Annotated in this window: 12 protein-coding genes; 4 read left to right on the top strand and 8 right to left on the bottom strand. The window is 74.6% G+C overall.

Annotated elements, in window-relative coordinates; genetic code table 11:
- Positions 1 to 88: 88 nt before the first annotated feature.
- Entirely contained in the window at positions 89 to 1,264 is a 1,176-nt protein-coding gene (gene mycP, locus ACIF80_RS20460) for a type VII secretion-associated serine protease mycosin (protein WP_399806427.1), read from the bottom strand.
- A complete protein-coding gene (locus ACIF80_RS20455) occupies positions 1,261 to 2,592 on the bottom strand; it encodes a hypothetical protein (RefSeq protein WP_399806425.1) in 1,332 nt (443 codons plus the stop codon). The genes mycP and ACIF80_RS20455 overlap by 4 nt, the downstream gene beginning before the upstream one ends.
- Positions 2,593 to 3,356: 764 nt before the next feature.
- Between ACIF80_RS20455 and ACIF80_RS20450 the strand changes: the two genes are divergently transcribed.
- Entirely contained in the window at positions 3,357 to 4,559 is a 1,203-nt protein-coding gene (locus ACIF80_RS20450; protein WP_399806423.1) for an amino acid deaminase/aldolase, read from the top strand.
- Between the two features lie 193 nt (positions 4,560 to 4,752).
- Here the strand turns inward: ACIF80_RS20450 and ACIF80_RS20445 are convergent, their stop codons facing one another.
- From ACIF80_RS20445 to ACIF80_RS20430, 4 genes are read right to left on the bottom strand one after another with little or no spacing between them, the layout of a single operon-like run.
- Positions 4,753 to 5,664, bottom strand: a complete 912-nt coding sequence (locus tag ACIF80_RS20445; protein ID WP_399806872.1) for a DUF2510 domain-containing protein — start codon at positions 5,662 to 5,664, stop codon at positions 4,753 to 4,755.
- Positions 5,665 to 5,703: 39 nt separating this feature from the next.
- Positions 5,704 to 6,495, bottom strand: coding sequence for a 3-oxoacyl-ACP reductase (locus ACIF80_RS20440; RefSeq protein WP_399806421.1), 792 nt, complete (start codon positions 6,493 to 6,495; stop codon positions 5,704 to 5,706).
- On the bottom strand, positions 6,492 to 7,889 hold the full coding sequence (locus ACIF80_RS20435) for an aldehyde dehydrogenase family protein (RefSeq protein ID WP_399806870.1): 1,398 nt from the start codon (positions 7,887 to 7,889) through the stop codon (positions 6,492 to 6,494). The genes ACIF80_RS20440 and ACIF80_RS20435 overlap by 4 nt, the downstream gene beginning before the upstream one ends.
- 38 nt (positions 7,890 to 7,927) lie before the next feature.
- A complete protein-coding gene (locus ACIF80_RS20430) occupies positions 7,928 to 9,298 on the bottom strand; it encodes a glutamine synthetase family protein (protein WP_399806419.1) in 1,371 nt (456 codons plus the stop codon).
- A 152-nt stretch (positions 9,299 to 9,450) separates the two neighbouring features.
- Here ACIF80_RS20430 and ACIF80_RS20425 point away from each other — a divergent pair, with 152 nt between their 5' ends.
- The 3 genes from ACIF80_RS20425 to ACIF80_RS20415 all read left to right on the top strand — a co-directional run bounded on the left by ACIF80_RS20425 (position 9,451) and on the right by ACIF80_RS20415 (position 12,684).
- Positions 9,451 to 10,221, top strand: a complete 771-nt coding sequence (locus ACIF80_RS20425; RefSeq protein ID WP_399806417.1) for a FadR/GntR family transcriptional regulator — start codon at positions 9,451 to 9,453, stop codon at positions 10,219 to 10,221.
- A 110-nt stretch (positions 10,222 to 10,331) separates the two neighbouring features.
- Positions 10,332 to 11,924, top strand: coding sequence for an ethanolamine permease (eat, locus tag ACIF80_RS20420; protein WP_399806415.1), 1,593 nt, complete (start codon positions 10,332 to 10,334; stop codon positions 11,922 to 11,924).
- 70 nt (positions 11,925 to 11,994) lie between these two features.
- Complete coding sequence (locus ACIF80_RS20415; RefSeq protein WP_399806414.1) at positions 11,995 to 12,684, top strand: gamma-glutamyl-gamma-aminobutyrate hydrolase family protein; 690 nt, start codon at positions 11,995 to 11,997, stop codon at positions 12,682 to 12,684.
- A 42-nt stretch (positions 12,685 to 12,726) separates the two neighbouring features.
- Here the strand turns inward: ACIF80_RS20415 and ACIF80_RS20410 are convergent, their stop codons facing one another.
- Entirely contained in the window at positions 12,727 to 13,662 is a 936-nt protein-coding gene (locus ACIF80_RS20410) for a LysR family transcriptional regulator (protein WP_055628791.1), read from the bottom strand.
- 9 nt (positions 13,663 to 13,671) lie between these two features.
- On the bottom strand, positions 13,672 to 14,418 hold the full coding sequence (locus tag ACIF80_RS20405; RefSeq protein WP_399806869.1) for a helical backbone metal receptor: 747 nt from the start codon (positions 14,416 to 14,418) through the stop codon (positions 13,672 to 13,674).
- Positions 14,419 to 14,420 lie beyond the last annotated feature (2 nt).

The raw sequence follows: 14,420 nt of genomic DNA, 5'->3' as shown, positions 1-14,420 counted from the left end.
GGTACGGGTGGGGCCGGTGTGCCCCGCTGCACGGCACCGGGCCCCATTCCCCTGATCCCGTGATCCTGCCCGGTCCGGACGGAAGCTCCTAGGCGTCCTCGTGGGCGGAGCGGCGGCCGCGCCACAGGACGATCGTGGCGACCAGGAGGACGCCCCCCGCGCCGCCCGCGAGGGGGGCGGCCCAGTCGGCGGTTTCGGTGTCGGACTCGGCGGTGTCCGGGCCGGGGCCGAAGTACTGCTCGCCGTGGGCCGCCGACTTCAGGCCCTCGGGCTTCAGCCGCGCGGCGGCCTCGATGGCGGCGGCCGGGTCGACGAAGCCGAAGCCGCGGGAGTCGTCGCGGCCGTCGGCGGGAGCGTTGCGGGCGGTGTCCTCCAGGAGACTCTTGAGCTGGGCCGGGGTCAGCCCGGGGTGGGCCGCCTTGATCAGGGCGACGGCGCCGGAGACGAACGCGGCGGCGGCACTGGTGCCCCAGCCCTCGTAGTACTTGCGGTCGGGGTCGGCGATGATCACGTCGACCCCCGGGGCGCTGACCGTGGCGTACCAGCGCCGGGTGGAGAACGGGGCGCGGGTGCCGTAGCGGTCGACGGCGGTGACGGCGATGACACCCGGGTAGGCGGCCGGGTAGGAGACGCGGTCGCCCTTCTCGCCGCCGTTGCCGGCGGAGGCGACGACGGCCACGCCCTTGCGGAGGGCGTACTGGATGGCCTCGTCCTCGCCGGACTCGGGGTGCGCGGAGGCGGAGTCGTCGCCGAGGGAGAGGTTGATGACGTCGGCACCGTGGTCGGCGGCCCAGCGGATGCCTTCGGCGAGGGCGTTGCCACGGGTGCTGCGGGCCTTGGCGCGGGAGGGGTCGCCGTCCTCCAGGATCACGCGGACGGGGAGGATCTTCGCCTCGGGCGCGATGCCCAGGACGCCTTCGGCGTTCCCGGCGCCGTGTCCGTGACCCGCGATGATGCCGGCCATGGCGGTGCCGTGCCGGGCCCAGGGCCGGTCTCCGGCTTCGGCTCCGAAGCCGACCAGGTCCTTTCCCGCCAGGACGTTGCCGGCGAGGTCGGGGTGCTCGGCGTCGACCCCGGTGTCCAGGACGGCGACGGTGACGCCCGCCCCCTGCGTGGTGCGCCAGACCTCCTGGGTGTGCAGGGCGTCCAGGCCCCACTGCTGGTCGCGGATGCTGTCCGCGTGGGCGGCGGTGACGGGGAGCAGGGCGAGGCCGGCGGCCAGCAGGACGCTCAGGGTGGCGGTTCGGGCGGTCGCGGGCCTCATGACGGCTGCTCCGTGGTCGTACCGACGTTCTTGCGCAGGCCGCGTTCGACCCGGTCGGCGAGACCCCGCGCCTCGTGGCCGAGGCCTGCCTGGGCGGGGGCGGTGGTGGTGCCGGACTCCATGGCGTCCTCGGCGGGCAGCGGGGTCCCGACGCCGCGGCCGTCGGCCCAGCCGGACACGGCGTAGACGACGACGGGGGCGTCGGTGAGGACGGAGATCGCCCAGACGGCACGCTGCCCGGCGCCGAAGCCGGCGGCCGCGGTGCCCTTCGCCGCGTACGGACGGGGTATCAGATCGGTACGGCGGTCCAGGCGTTCCTTGTCGAAGCGGCCGGCGAGGGAGGCCATGCCGGCGGCGTCGGCCTTGGTGAACAGCAGGCCGACGGTGGTGACATGGCTCTGGGTGGCGTCGGTGTAGGTGGCGCGCAGGAGGCGTTCGCAGCCGAGGGGGGCGAGCAGCTTGCGCAGCAGCGGGTCGAAGGCGTCCTCGCAGTCGCTGTCCGGGGCCACGGCTATCCGGGTCCAGACGCGGTCGGCGTCGCCGGGGCCGGCGCCTTTGCCCTGGACGGTGGGCGGGAACAGTTCGTCGACGGGGACGTTGTGCCACATGCCTCCGGCGACGGCGAAGGCACTGCCGTCCCCCTTCTCGCCGGAGTCCCCGGCGAGCCAGCTCCCGGCGACGGCACCGCCGATCAGTCCCACGCCGAGGACGAGACAGACCGCGGCGGCCACGACCTGGGAGCGGCCCCGCCGTCCGAGCGGGTGCGGCCGGGCGTTCTCGTCGTACCCCTCGGGCTGTGCGAACGTCACGACCGGCCGGCCGGAGCCGGAGGCACCGCCGGGCGCCATGGGAGCGCTCCAGGAGAACGCGGGGTCGGGGGTGCCCGAACCGGAGTGCGCGGCTGTGGCCCGCCCGGCGTCGTACGGCTCGTCGGCGCCCGGACGCGCGGCCGGGACCCACGCGTCGTCCCGCGCGGGACGCGGCGCCGGTCCGGCCGGCCGGGGCGGCCCGGCCGGGGGCGGCGGTGCGGCGTCCCGTTCCGGTCCTGACGGCGTGCCGGGGTGCGGCGGCACGGCCGGCCGACGGACCGGCCGGACCGGTGCGGACGTCTGTACGGAGATCGGGCGCAGGCGGGTCGTCGTCTCCGACGGGGTCTCGGGGCGCGCGTCGGTGCTGCGGGCGTTCGCGCGGTCGTCCGTGCGGCCTGCGGTGGGGCGCTGCTCGACGGGCCGTTGCTGTCCGGTGCGGGTGGGACCGTGCGTGGGCTGCGGTGGCACGGTGGCCGAGCCGTTCGGCGGGGTGCCCGGGGGCGGTGTCCCGCGGCCCACGGTCGGCGGGGTGTCCGGAAAGCGGGCGGACGCCCTCGGCGGGGGCGGCGCCGTGCTGCCCGTACCCGCCGATTCGCCCTGCTCATCGGCACCGAAACGCGGAAGGCGGGGCCGGGACGGCGACGATGCCGAGGACGAGGGTGTGGAGGGAGACACCGGGGAGGAGGGAGCGGGTGCGGGGGTGTCTCCCGTACCGTCCTCCGCTCGGTCCGTGCCGGCGGACGGCGCCGCGGCCGGGCGGCGCGCGTCGAACGCGCCGGTTCCGCCGGAGGTCCGTCCCATGGGCTGCGCCGGTGCGGTGCCGTTCGCCGCTCCGCCGGCGGGCGTCGCAGCGGGCGTCCGACGCGGCCCGGTGCCGGCGTCCGGCTGCCGTCGGTCCGGCTCACGGGGGTCCTCGTCCGCGCCGGCCGGCGGGTGGGACGGACGCGGGGGCGCGGACGGCGGAGGAGGGGTCGTGGGGCTCGGAGGGTGGGAGGCGCGCCGCGCTTCCGTGCTCATGCACCCCCCGTTTCCTCGTGCCCGGACCGTTTCCTCGCCGCGGGCCGGTGTCTGCCGCCGGACCCGGTACGAAGTCGTCCCGGGCACAGATACCCGCACGGGAGGAGCGTCATCCCGGCACGGGCCTTCGTCCGGCGTGGGCCGCCGGGCGTGCGCGTCACTCTACGGCGTGGCACCGGCCGAACGGGAACCAGTCCGCAGGCCCGCGGCATCTGCCCGGAACATCCCCCTACCCGTTCGGAAGACCCGTCTGGCAGGCTGCGTTCATGACTGCGCGCGCCTCCGACCGGGCCCGTTACGAACAGGCCACCGCCCATCTCGACGCCCCGCTCGCGATCGTGGATCTGGACGCCTTCGACGCCAACGCGGACGATCTGCTCCGCCGTGCGGGCGGAAAGCCGGTCCGGGTGGCGAGCAAGTCCGTGCGCTGCCGCGCCCTGCTCGAACGGGTGCTCGCCAGGGACGGCTTCGCGGGCATCATGTCGTTCACCCTCGCCGAGTCCCTGTGGCTGGCCCGTTCCGGTTTCGACGACATCCTGCTCGCCTACCCCTCCGCCGACCGCTCCGGTTACGCCGAGCTGGCCGCCGATCCCAAACTCGCCGCCGCCGTCACCGTCATGGTCGACGACCCGGCCCAGCTGGACCTGATCGACGCCGCGCGTGCCGGCGGAGGTGAGGTGGTGCGGGTCTGCCTGGAGCTGGACACCTCGCTGAAGCTGCTCGGCGGCCGGGTGCGGGTCGGGGCCCGGCGGTCCCCGCTCCACTCCCCCGCGCAGGTCGCCGAGGTGGCCCGCGCGGTGGCCCGGCGCCCCGGGTTCGAGGTCGTGGGGATCATGGCGTACGAGGGTCATGTCGCGGGGGTCGGCGACGCGGTGGCCGGGCAGCCGCTGCGGTCCCGGGCCGTGCGGCTGATGCAGGCCGCCGCCCGGCGGGAGCTCGCCGCGCGGCGGGCGGCGGTGGTGCGGGCGGTGCGGGAGGTCGTGCCGGATCTGGAGTTCGTCAACGGCGGCGGTACGGGCAGCGTCCAGTACACCGCCGGCGAGGACGCGGTCACCGAGATCGCGGCGGGTTCGGGGCTGTACGTACCGCGGCTGTTCGACAACTACACGTCGTTCACCGGGCGTCCGGCGGCGCTCTTCGCCCTGCCCGTCGTACGGCGGCCGGGCGTGGGCGTGGTCACGGTGCTCGGCGGTGGTTATCCGGCCTCCGGCGCGGCCGGCACCGACCGGCTGCCGGTGCCCTGTCTGCCCGAGGGACTGCGCTACGACCCCCAGGAGGGGGCCGGCGAGGTGCAGACGCCGTTGCTGGGCCCGCCGGCCGACGATCTGCTGATCGGCGACAAGGTGTGGTTCCGGCACGCCAAGGCGGGCGAGCTGTGCGAGCGGTTCGACGCACTGCGGCTGATCGAGGGCGACGCGGTGACGGACACCGTACCGACGTACCGCGGCGAGGGCATGACGTTCCTTTAGGGCCTGTCCGGCAATTCCCGTCGTCCGCCCGAAGGGCGGGCCCCGCGGCGTCTGGTGCGTGCGGTCGCAAGGCGCCGGAGCGCCCTCGTGGCGGAGCCACGTGGGGGTTTCGGTAACGCGGCGAGCGTGCGTGCCAGACGCCGCGGGGCAGACGGGAATTGCCGGACCGGCCCTGAGGCCTGTCCGGCGCGGGTCAGGGGGTGGGGCCGACGCTGTTGCCCACGCCGCCGCCCGGGTCCGCGTCGCCGGCCGCGCGGATGCCCCGGGTGATGCGGTCCATGTCGGCCGGGGGCGGTGCGCCCTCGCCCGCCTCGAAGACGTAGCGGACGACGATCGGCGCCCCGGTGCCGATGGTGGAGGGGAAGACCAGCGACTGCACGTACCCGCCGGGGCCCTCGCCGGTCGTCACCTGCCAGCGGACGAAGTACCCGGCGCGGCCCGCCACCGCGACCGGGCCGGACTTCACGACCTCGTGGGACTCGATGCCGCCGTAGGGCTTCTGGTCGAGGGCGTCCTCCTCGAAGGCGTCCTCGGCCGCGTCGGAGACGTCCTCCTCGGCGAGCAGCTCGGGCGAGGTCTCCTCGGTCGCGGTCACCGTGCGGGAGATGACGAGGCCGTGGCGGCAGACGCTGCCCTCGCCCGGGCAGTCGTGGGTGCCGGGGGTGGTCATGACGACGTCGTCCTGGCTGACGTTCTCCGGCCGCACCCAGCCGTCGAGGAGCGGGAAGGTGATCCCGTTGAGCTGGTCCTCGACGACGTTCGGGTCGTCCGCGGAGGGCCCGGACGCGGACTCCGAGGGGGGCGGGGCGGGGCCGGTGCCGTCCGGTGCGGGGGCGGACGGCGCGGTGGTCGGGCCGGTCCTGACCTCCGGTTCGCCGTCGCCGCCCAGCAGCACCGCGCCGGTGACGATCGCGGCGACGAGCACGGCCGCCGCCGTGGCGAGGGCGATCACCCGGGTACGGCTGCCGGAGCCGCCGGGGGGCGGCGGCACCGGCCCGCCGGGGGCCCCGGGGGTGCGCCGGTGTTCGGTCCAGGCCGTGCCGTCCCACCAGCGTTCCAGGTGGGGGGCGTGCGGGTCGGGGTACCAGCCGGGTGCGGGCGTCATGCTCATCCGGGCACTGTAGGGCGACCGCCCGTAGGGACCCTAGAGCGGTGTGACGTACGCCCCCGAGATGCCTCCGTCCACGAGGAAGTCGGTGGCGTTGACGAAGGAGGAGTCGTCGCTGGCCAGGAAGGCGACGGCGGCGGCGATCTCCTCGGCCTCGGCGAACCGGCCGAGCGGGATGTGCACGAGCCGGCGTGCGGCGCGCTCCGGGTCCTTGGCGAACAGTTCCCGCAGCAGCGGGGTGTTCACCGGGCCGGGGCAGAGCGCGTTGACGCGGATGCCCTCGCGGGCGAACTGCACCCCGAGTTCGCGGGACATGGCGAGGACGCCGCCCTTGGAGGCGGTGTAGGAGATCTGGCTGGTGGCCGCGCCCATCCGGGCCACGAAGGACGCGGTGTTGATGATGGAGCCCTTGCCCTGACGGCGCATGTAGGGGATCGCGGCCTTGCAGCACAGGTAGACGGAGGTGAGGTTGACCTCCTGGACGCGCTTCCAGGCGTCGAGTCCGGTCTCCAGGATGGAGTCGTCGTCGGGCGGGGAGATGCCGGCGTTGTTGAAGGCGACGTCGACGCTGCCGTAGGTGTCGTACGCCGTCCTGAACAGCGCTTCGACCTGCTCGGGATCGGTGACGTCGGCCTTGACGAAGGTCCCGTCGATCTCCTCGGCCGCCGCCTTGCCCCGGGTCTCGTCCACGTCGCCGCAGACGACGTGCGCGCCCTCGGAGGCCAGCCGGCGGGCGGCGGCGAGGCCGATGCCGCTGCCCGCTCCGGTGACGACGGCGGTCCGGCCGGCCAGGCGGCGGCAGATGATGTCCTCGGTCGCTTCGCTCACTGTGCGGAGTCCTCCGTGCTCGACGGGACGTTGCTGACGAAGACGTTCTTGGTCTCGGTGAAGGCGGCCAGGGCGTCCGGGCCGAGTTCGCGGCCGAGGCCGGACTGCTTGAACCCCCCGAAAGGGGTCCCGTAGCGGACGCTGGAGTGGGAGTTGACGGACAGGTTCCCGGCGCGGACGGCCCCCGAGACCCGCAGGGCGCGGCCCACGTCCCGGGTCCAGACCGAGCCGGACAGGCCGTAGTCGGTGGCGTTGGCCAGGCGGATCGCGTCGGCTTCGTCCTCGAAGGGCAGGACGACGGCGACGGGCCCGAAGACCTCCTCGACGGCCACGCGCGCGTACGGGTCGACGCCGGTGAGGACGGTGGGCGGGAACCAGAAGCCGGGGCCGCCCTCGGGGGCCTTGCCCCGGATGCCGTCGGCGCCGGCGGGAACGTAGGAGCGGACGCGGTCCAGCTGGGTCCGGGAGATCAGCGGGCCCATGTCGGTCCGCTCGTCGGCCGGGTCGCCGACCAGGACGGACTCGATCGCGGGGGCGAGGAGGCCGAGGAAGCGGTCGTACGCCGAGCGCTGGACGAGGATGCGGGTACGGGCGCAGCAGTCCTGGCCGGCGTTGTCCAGGAAGGACATCGGGGCGGCGGCCGCGGCGGCCTCCAGGTCGGCGTCGGCGAAGACGATGTTGGGGCTCTTTCCGCCGAGTTCGAGGGTGACCGGCTTGAGGAGCGCCGCGCCCCGGGCCGCCACCCGCCGGCCCACGGCGGTCGACCCGGTGAACACGATCTTGGAGACGCCCGGGTGTCCGACGAGCGCGTCGCCCGCGACCGGACCGTGTCCGGGGAGCACCTGGAACAAGCCCTCGGGGAGGTCCGCCTCCAGGGCTAGCCGGGCCAGGCGCAGTGCGGTGAGCGGGGTCGTCTCGGCGGGCTTGAGGAGGACCGCGTTGCCCGCCGCGAGGGCCGGTGCCGCGCCCCAGGCCGCGATCGGCATCGGGAAGTTCCAGGGCGCGATGACGCCGACGACGCCGAGTGGTTCGAGGAACGTCACGTCCAGGCCGCCGGCGACCGGGATCTGCCGGCCGGTGAGCCGCTCCACTCCCCCGGCGGCGTAGTCGAGCAGGTCCCGGACGTTTCCGGCCTCCCAGCGCGCGTTGCCGAGGGTGTGCCCGGCCTCTTGGACCTCGAGGCGGGCCAGCTCCTCCAGGTGCCCGTCGACGACGGTGGCGAAGCGGCGCAGCAGCCGGGCGCGGTCGCCGGGGGCGAGGGCGGCCCAGGTCCTCTGCGCCCGTGCGGCCGCTGCGACGGCGGCGTCGACGTCGGTCGCGGAGGCGGCGGGGACGGTGGCGACGACCTCTTCGGTTGCGGGGTTCAGGACGCGCAGCTCGTCGGGCGGAGGCATTTCGTCGGGCAGGGCGTCGGGCAGCGGCAACGGGGGCCTCACATGCGTTCGAAGGAGCGGCGCAGCTCCCAGTCGGTGACCGCGGCGTCGTAGGCGTCCACCTCGACACGCGCCATGTTGCGGTAGTGCGCGACGACCTCGTCGCCGAAGGCGGCCTTCGCGATGGTGCTGTTCTCCCACAGCTCGGCGGCTTCCCGCAGGGTCGTCGGGACGTGCTCGAAGCCGGCGGCGTAGGCGTTGCCGCGGCAGGGCTCGGGCAGTTGCAGCCCGTGCTCGACGCCGTACAGCCCGGCCGCGACCATGCCCGCCACGGCGAGATGCGGGTTGACGTCGCCGCCGGGCAGCCGGTTCTCGAAGCGCAGGGAGCGGCCGTGGCCGACGACGCGCAGGGCACAGGTGCGGTTGTCGTACCCCCAGGCGACGGCGGTCGGTGCGAAGGAGCCCGGCTGGAACCGCTTGTAGGAGTTGATGTGCGGGGCGTAGAGCAGGGAGAACTCACGGAGCGCGACGAGCTGTCCGGCGAGGAAGTGCCGCATGACGTCCGACATGGCGTCCGGGTCCTGGGCCGAGCCCGGCATGGCGCTGGTGCCGTCGGGGGTGGCGAGGGAGAGGTGGATGTGGCAGGAGTTGCCCTCGCGTTCGTTGTACTTGGCCATGAAGGTGATCGACACGCCCTCCTGGGCGGCGATCTCCTTGGCGCCGGTCTTGTAGACGGCGTGCTGGTCGCAGGTGACCAGGGCCTCGTCGTAGCGGAAGGCGATCTCGTGCTGGCCGGGGTTGCACTCGCCCTTGGCGGACTCGACGGTGAGGCCGGCGGCGGCCATCTCGTTGCGGATGCGGCGCAGCAGGGGTTCGATCCGGCCGGTGCCGAGCACCGAGTAGTCGACGTTGTACTGGTTGGCCGGGGTGAGCCCGCGGTAGCCGGCGTCCCAGGCCTGTTCGTAGGTGTCCCGGAAGACGATGAACTCCAGCTCGGTACCGACCTGGGCGGTGTACCCGAGTCCGGCCAGGCGCTCGAGCTGGCGGCGCAGTATCTGGCGGGGGGCGGCGACGACCGGGGAGCCGTCGGCCCAGGCCAGGTCCGCGACGACCAGGGCGGTGCCCTCGTTCCACGGCACGCGGCGGAGCGTGTCGAGGTCGGGGAACATGGCGAAGTCGCCGTAGCCGTTCTCCCAGGAGGACATGGCGTAGCCGTCGACGGTGTTCATGTCGGCGTCGACGGCGAGCAGGTAGTTGCAGCCCTCGGTGCCGTGCCGGAGCACCTCGTCGAGGAAGAAGCGCGCGGCGAACCGCTTGCCCTGGAGTCGCCCCTGCATGTCGGGGAAGGCCAGGACGACCGTGTCGATCTCACCGCCCGCGACGAGGGCGTGCAGCTCCTCGACACCGAGCGGGGGTGTGGGGTCTGCCACGGAAGGGCCTCCTCGGGCTGCTTCTGGCACTTCTGGCCGCATGCGGCCGCTGATGACTGAGGGCGGCTGCTGCGGGCTTCGGTTCGGTCGGCCGGGAGTCATAAGGTATTGCGGACGACCATTGCTTGGGAAGGGGAAGGGGACGTGGCCGTATGCCGGAGGACTCGGAGAAGTCGGGGAGGCCGGTGGAGCCGAAGGGCGGGGCCGGCGCGGTCGGGGACGGTCTCGCCCCGGTGCTGCGGCCGGTGCGTGCGGGCAACGGCTTCGAGGAGGCGCTGGAGCAGATCCTTCAGGTGGTGCGGCTGGGCCTGGTCCCGGGCGGGGAGCGGCTGCCGGCCGAGCGGGTACTGGCGGAGCGGCTGGGGATCAGCCGGGTGACGCTGCGCGAGGTGCTGAAGGTGCTCCAGGACCAGGGTCTCGTGGAGTCCCGGCGCGGCCGGTACGGCGGCACGTTCGTGCTGCCCCGGCCGACGGACGCGGGCGGGCCCGAGCTGCGGCGGCGGATCGCCGAGGTCGACATCGAGGACGTGCTGCGGTTCCGGGAGGTGCTGGAGGTGGGCGCAGCGGGCCTGTGCGCCGCGCACGGCCTGCCGGACGCGCGGGCGGACCGGCTCCGGGGGGCACTGGCGGGCACGCGTGACGCCCCGCTGGCCGAGTACCGCCGCCTGGACACCCTGTTCCACCTCACCCTGGCGGAGCTGTCCGGTTCGCCGACGCTGACCGCGCAGTACGCGGCCGTCCGGGCGGCGGTGAACGACCTGCTGGACTGCATCCCCCTGCTGGTGCGCAACCTGGAGCACTCGCAGCGGCAGCACACCGCGCTGGTCGAGGCGGTGCTGGAGGGGGACGCCGACGGGGCGCGGGAGATCGCGCGCGAGCACTGCGCGGGGACGGCGGCGCTGCTGCGGGGCTTCCTGGCGTGACGTGCCGGCGGCGGGGCCGTGCCACCCGCCCGGTGCGGGGCTCCCGGGGCGAGAGGCGGGGCGGGCTCCGGGGCGGGGGTCTTGCGTCCCGCCGTCCGCGCCGGGAAGGTATGGGCCCACAAAGGTCTGGATCCGCTCCATTTTCCGCTTCTCGCCGCCGCCCCCTGGGGAGTCACCCCGTGAGCCTTCCGCCATCACCGTCCTCTCCCTCGTCGTCGTCCTCGTCGTCCTCCTCTTCGTCGTCCTCCCCGGTCTCGCCGCCGGCCGGGGGTGCGGACCACGGTCCCGGCGGTGTGCCGGACGACTATCTGGACCGCAGGAAGCTGCGTCGCGGCAGCGCCGGGTGGCTGCTGCTGACCGGTCTCGGGGTCGCGTACGTCGTGTCAGGCGACTACTCGGGCTGGAACTTCGGCCTGGCCGAGGGCGGCTTCGGGGGCCTGGCGATCGCCATGGTGCTGATGGGCGCCATGTACATCTGCATGGTCTTCGCACTCGCCGAGCTGTCCTCGATCCTGCCCACCGCCGGCGGCGGCTACGGCTTCGCCCGCCGGGCGCTCGGTCCCTGGGGCGGGTTCCTCACCGGCACCGCCATCCTGATCGAGTACGTCCTCGCGCCCGCCGCGATCTCCATCTTCATCGGTGACTACGTCGAGTCGCTGGGTCTGTTCGGCCTCGAGTCCGGCTGGCCGGTCTACCTCGCCTGCTTCGTGGTCTTCATCGGCATCCATCTCTGGGGCGTCGGCGAGGCGCTGCGGTTCAGCTTCGTCGTCACCGGGATCGCGGTGGCCGCGCTGATCGTCTTCGCGCTGGGCGCGCTGCCCTCGTTCGACGCGTCCTCGCTCGACGACATCCCGGTGGACGTCTCGGCCTTCGGCGCGAACTCCTGGCTGCCGATGGGCCTGCTCGGCATCTGGGCGGCGTTCCCGTTCGGCATGTGGTTCTTCCTGGGCGTCGAGGGCGTACCGCTCGCCGCCGAGGAGACCAGGAATCCCGCCGGAACACTGCCGAAGGCGATCCGCTGGTCCATGGGCATCCTCGTGGTGCTGGCCGTGGTCACCTTCTTCGCCGCGGCCGGGGCGCGTGGTTCGGCCGCCGTGCAGGACGCGGGCAACCCGCTGGTGGAGGCGCTCCAGCCGGACGGCGAGGCGACGGCGCTCAGCCGGATCGTGAACTACGCGGGGCTCGCCGGCCTGGTGGCGTCGTTCTTCTCACTGATCTACGCCGGGTCCCGCCAGCTGTTCGCGCTGTCCCGCGCCGGCTATCTGCCGAAGTTCCTGTCCCTCACCAGCCGTCGCAAGGCCCCGTACCTCGGGCTGCTGGTGCCCGGCGCGATCGGTTTCGCGCTGGCCGCCGGCACGGGCAACGGCGCGCGCATGCTGAACGTCGCCGTCTTCGGCGCGACCATCTCGTACGCGCTGATGTCCCTGTCGCACATCGTGCTGCGCCGCCGCGAACCGGAGCTGCCCCGGCCGTACCGTACGCCGGGCGGGGTGCTGACCTCGTCGGTCGCGCTGGTGCTCGCCTGCGCGGCGCTGGTGGCGACCTTCCTGGTGGATGTGACGGCGGCGTTCATCGCGCTGGCGGTGTACGTCGTGGCCGTGGCGTACTTCGGTCTGTACAGCCGCAGGCATCTGGTGGCGAAGGCGCCGGAGGAGGAGTTCGCGGCGCTGGCGGCGGCCGAGGCGGAGCTGTCCCGGGACTGAACCGGAAAACGCGGTGCGAAGACACCGGACGAGCAGGACTCGGCCGGTCTCGGAGACGGAGGAGTACGGCATGACGGCCAGGCCGCTGATCGGCATCAGCACGTACGAGGAGTCCGGGGTGCGGTGGGGCGCGTGGCGGATGGACGCCGCGCTGCTGCCCGTCGGGTATCCGCGGCTGGTGCAGCGGGCCGGCGGGCTGGCCGTGATGCTCCCACCGGACGCGCCCGAGCACGCCGCGACGACGGTGGCCCGGCTCGACGGGCTGGTCGTCGCGGGCGGCCCGGACGTGGAGCCGGTCCGCTACGGCGCCGAGCCCGACCCGCGCACCGGGCCGCCCGACCGCGCCCGGGACACCTGGGAGCTCGCCCTGATCCGGGCGGCGCTGGACCGCCGGGTTCCGCTGCTCGGGATCTGCCGGGGCATGCAGCTGCTGAACGTCGCCCTGGGCGGCACCCTCGTCCAGCACCTCGACGGCCACCGGGGGGAGCCGGGGGTCGTCGGCCGGCACCCGGTCGAGCCGGTGCCGGGCACCCGGTACGCCGGCGCCGTCCCGGAGAAGACCTCCGTACCGACCTTCCACCACCAGGCGGTGGACCGCCTCGGCGAGGGCCTGATCCCGTCGGCGTACGCGGAGGACGGGACGGTCGAGGCGGTCGAGCTCCTCTCCCCCGCGTGGGTGCTGGGCGTGCAGTGGCACCCGGAGATGGGCGAGGACCCGAGGGTCGTACGCCACCTGGTCCGGGCGGCCGCGGCAAGCTGAGCCGCCCCGGCCCGGCGGTCCGGCGACCGGCGTGCGAGGTGCTCAGCCGCGGGTCAGGGTCAGCAGGTCGCGGGCCGGGCCCGTGGGGCGGTGGCCGGTCGGCCAGACCGCGCGCAGTTCGCGGGCCAGGGCGATGCCGTCCACGGGGACGCGGATGAGGCGGCGCATCGCCAGCTCCTCCCCGACGGCCAGTTCGCTGAGGACGGCCGGGCCCGCCCCGCTGACCGCCGCCGCCTTCACCGCGGTCGTGGAGGACAGTTCGATCAACGGGCGGGCCAGGCCGCCCAGCGCGGTGTCCAGGACCTGCCGGGTGCCGGAGCCCTTCTCGCGCAGGATCAGCGACGTGGCCGCCAGTTCCTCGGCGGCGAGCGGCCGCCGGCGCCGGGCCCAGGCGTGGGACGGCGCCGTCACCACGATCAGCCGGTCGTGGGCGATCACCGCGGAGTCCAGGCCCGTGGGCACGGTCAGCCCTTCCACGAAACCCACGTCCGCCTCGTCCGCCAGCAGCCGCTGCGCGACCGTCGCGGAGTTCCCGGCCAGCAGGGACACCGCCGTGTCCGGCCGCTGCGCGCGCAGCGCGAGCAGCCAGCCCGGCAGCAGATACTCGGCGATCGTCATGCTCGCCGCCACCCGCAGCCGTGAGTCCCGGCGGTCCCGCAGTGCCTGCGCACCGGCGTCGAAGGCCTCCGCGGCCTCCACGATCCGCCGTGCCCAGTCGGTGACCAGCGCTCCGGCGTCGGTCAGGCGTGATCCGCGCGGTGAGCGGTCCACCAGCGCCACACCGAGCTGCCGTTCCATGGACCGGACCCGGCTGCTGGCGGCGGGCTGGGTGATGCCCAGCTCGCGCGCCGCGCCGCCCAGGCTCCCGACCCGCGCCACCGCCAGCAGCAGCTCCAGCCCTCCGAGGTCCGGCACCCGGTGGGCGAGGGTCCCCGCGGTCACCGGCCGATGTCCCGCATGGTCGTCCCGCGTGCTCATCCCGCCAGCTTATGTCGCCCGGTGCTGCCGGCGGCCCGCCGCTCGCAGCGCCCGGGGCAGCACCGCCGCCGCCTCGGCCAGCGACGGCCCGTACCAGGTGAGGTGCCGGCCGCCGACCAGGGCGCAGGGCAGCCCGGGGAAGGCGTCCGGGCCGTCGTCGGCAGTGAAGCGGTACGGCTCGTCGGGCAGCACGACGAGGTCCGGGGCCGCCGCGCGCAACTCGTCCAGGGGTACGCGGGGATAGCGTTCCGGGTTTTCCGCGTAGAGGTGGTCGACGCCGAGGCGGGACAGCAGGTCGCCGGCGAAGGTGTCGCGGCCCAGCACCATCCAGGGCCGCCGCCAGACCGGCACGACCGCGGTCCGGCGGGCCGCGGGGGCCGCGGGGGCCGCCACGGCGTCCCAGGCGGCCTCGGCCTCGTCCAGCCACCGGGGCCGGGTGACCACACCGCACGCCGTGAGCACCCTGGCCAGCTCGGCGAAGGCCTTGGGCAGCGTCCGTACCTCCGTCACCAGCACCTCGAGGCCCGCCGCGCGCAGGGCGTCGAGGTCGGGGGCGCGGTTCTCCTCCTCGTTGGCGATCACCAGATCGGGGGCGAGGGCGGTGATCAGGGGGACCTTCGGGTTCTTCGTGCCGCCGATCCGCTCCACGTCCAGGCCGGCGGGGTGCGTGCACCAGTCCGTGGCGCCGGCCAGGGCGCCGGGAGCGGACAGTGCCACGGCCTCGGTGAGCGACGGGACGAGGGAGACGATCCGCACGG

The sequence above is a fragment of the Streptomyces sp. NPDC085927 genome (assembly GCF_044540975.1).
In the GTDB taxonomy this organism is placed as follows: Bacteria; Actinomycetota; Actinomycetes; order Streptomycetales; family Streptomycetaceae; genus Streptomyces; species Streptomyces hirsutus.
The sequence above is the reverse complement of the archived record's forward strand: the minus strand, read 5'-3'. Positions and strand labels throughout refer to the sequence as shown.